Annotated in this window: 3 protein-coding genes; all 3 read right to left on the bottom strand. The window is 43.8% G+C overall.

The window, feature by feature from the left end; all coding sequences use genetic code 11:
* Nucleotides 1–50 precede the first annotated feature (50 nt).
* A complete protein-coding gene (locus PQR79_RS20200; protein ID WP_238107271.1) occupies nucleotides 51–923 on the bottom strand; it encodes a DMT family transporter in 873 nt (290 codons plus the stop codon).
* 161 nt (nucleotides 924–1,084) lie between these two features.
* On the bottom strand, nucleotides 1,085–1,936 hold the full coding sequence (gene kdsA / locus PQR79_RS20195) for a 3-deoxy-8-phosphooctulonate synthase (RefSeq protein ID WP_238107270.1): 852 nt from the start codon (nucleotides 1,934–1,936) through the stop codon (nucleotides 1,085–1,087).
* A gap of 17 nt (nucleotides 1,937–1,953) precedes the next feature.
* Nucleotides 1,954–2,409: DUF819 family protein (locus tag PQR79_RS20190; protein ID WP_274408641.1), on the bottom strand; the 456-nt coding region annotated here is incomplete at its 5' end.

Below are 2,409 nucleotides of genomic sequence, written 5' to 3'. Positions count from 1 at the left end.
GTGACTAAGATCGCTACGCTAAGTCAACAAGACAAAGCTTCACAACCCACTTAACTCCACATCACCAAAATCGCGGCAATGGCAATCAGCACTAAACCAGCCACGTCATTGATTTTGACTTTATCTTTAAGCCACAGAGCGGCAATCATTAACGTAAAAAAGACTTCGATTTGGCCAAGGGTTTTGACATAAGGCACAGCCTGTAATGACATTGCGCTAAACCAACCAATGGAGCCAATACAACTGGCGACACTGATTGCGACGGTGAGCTTTGGACGTTGCCATAATGCGCTTAAAGTGGATTTGTCTTTTGCGACTAAGTAAGCAATCAGCACGATGGTTTGAATACTAATAACCCACAACAATACCCATGCGGCGCGGTGAGTAAACGGCCCTTGCAAAGTTAAACTGGCTTCTCTTACCCACAGGGATGTTAACGCAAACGCACTGCCGCAGGTTAAACCTAACATGACAGTTTTGACAGAAAGCTGTTTAAATCCTTGTTTACTACTAAGCAACATGACAGCCAAACCGCCAACCACAACGCCTATCCAACCAAGTAATGATAATTGAGTACCAAAGAAAAACACCCCAAGGATTGCAGCGACTAAGGCTTCACTTTTTGCCAACCCAGCACCAATGGCAAAGTTTTGCATTTTAAACAGCTTTACCATTAAGCCCGTCGCCAATATTTGCATTGAAGAAGCCCCAATAACAAATCCCCAAAAGTCAGCGCTAAATTGCGGTAATGCAGCGGGTTGATATTGATGCAGACTAAACAGGTACAAGGCGGCAATCGGCCCCGCCCAAATAAATCGCGCCAAAGTCACACCTGCAACCTTGACCTCTTTACTGAGTTGACTTTGAAAGGCGTTACGCCATGCCTGCATAAATGCCGCAAGAAAAGTAAATAAGATCCACATCGTTAAATCCAGAAAGACAAAAGCCCTAACTTTGTAAAAAGTCAGGGCTTATACAAGGGTAATTAGATTACTGTTTACGGTGAATAAAAGACACTCAAAATGTGTCAAATTGATTAAAAATCAACTTACTTACCTTGATTCAGAAGCTAAAAACACCATGCTTATTTACTGGTATCAATAAACTCAAATGATTTAACCAGTTCATCAACGGCTTTCATCTGGGTAAGATATTTTTCTAACAAATGCAGTGGCAATGCACATGGGCCGTCACATTTAGCATTATCAGGATCGGGATGCGCTTCAATAAACAACCCCGCTAAACCTAATGCCATACCACTGCGAGCAAGTTCAGTCGCTTGAGCACGACGGCCACCAGCAGAATCAGCTCGCCCACCAGGGCGTTGTAGTGCGTGAGTTGCATCAAAGATGACCGGATAACCCGTTTGCTTCATTTCGTCCATGCCTAACATGTCTACTACGAGGTTGTTATAGCCAAAGCTGCTGCCTCGTTCACATAAAATAATGTTGTCGTTACCAGCTTCATTAAATTTAGTGATGATATGACGCATTTCATGCGGCGCTAAAAACTGTGGTTTTTTCACGTTGATCACCGCACCTGTTTTAGCCATAGCCACCACCAAATCGGTTTGGCGGGCTAAAAAGGCTGGCAGCTGAATAATATCAACCACTTCAGCAACTGGCGCACATTGATGTGTTTCGTGCACGTCAGTGATTAATGGCACATTGAAGGTTGATTTAATCTCTTCAAAAATACGCAAGCCTTCTTCCATACCTGGACCACGGTAAGAATTGACCGAAGAGCGATTCGCTTTATCAAACGATGCTTTAAACACATAGGGAATACCCAGTTTTTGGGTCACTTCAACATAGTGCTCAGCAATTGACATGGCTAAGTCACGAGACTCAAGTACGTTCATGCCACCAAACAAAACAAACGGCTTATCATTGGCCACTTGAATGTCATTAGCTAACTGAATAATTTTTTGATCCATTTGATCCTCTTTGCGCATTAACCTGCGACAACTTGTAAAAACTGACCACATAGCCAAGCCATGTAGGTACCTAATGCATAACCAAATACAGCTAATAGCACACCAACTGGTGCTAATGCTGGGTGGAATGCCGCCGCCACAACAGGGGCCGAAGCAGCACCACCAACGTTAGCTTGGCTCCCCACCGCCATATAAAACAATGGCGCTTTAATCAGTTTAGCCACTAATAGCATTAGCCCTGCATGGACTATCATCCACACAATACCGACGAGGAAGTAAATCGGCGTATCCATAATTTTAGACACGTCCATATGCAAGCCAATCGTGGCGACTAAAATGTATAAAAATGCCGACGCTATTTTAGACGCACCCGCCGCTTCTACATGGCGAACCGGACTAAATGACAACCCTAAACCTACGGTGGTCACAATCACCACCAACCAGAAAAACTTAGACGTTAAACTGTAATCTTC

This window comes from Shewanella metallivivens, assembly GCF_028750675.1.
Taxonomy (GTDB): domain Bacteria; phylum Pseudomonadota; class Gammaproteobacteria; order Enterobacterales; family Shewanellaceae; genus Shewanella; species Shewanella metallivivens.
Note: the sequence above shows the minus strand (reverse complement) of the source record. Positions and strands in the feature narration are given on the sequence as shown.

What these genes read in the sequence shown, in the direction of transcription:
- kdsA (WP_238107270.1), bottom strand. Translation starts at nt 1,936, where the DNA reads ATGGATCAAAAAATTATTCAGTTAGCTAATGACATTCAAGTGGCCAAT.
- PQR79_RS20200 (WP_238107271.1), bottom strand. Translation starts at nt 923, where the DNA reads ATGTGGATCTTATTTACTTTTCTTGCGGCATTTATGCAGGCATGGCGT.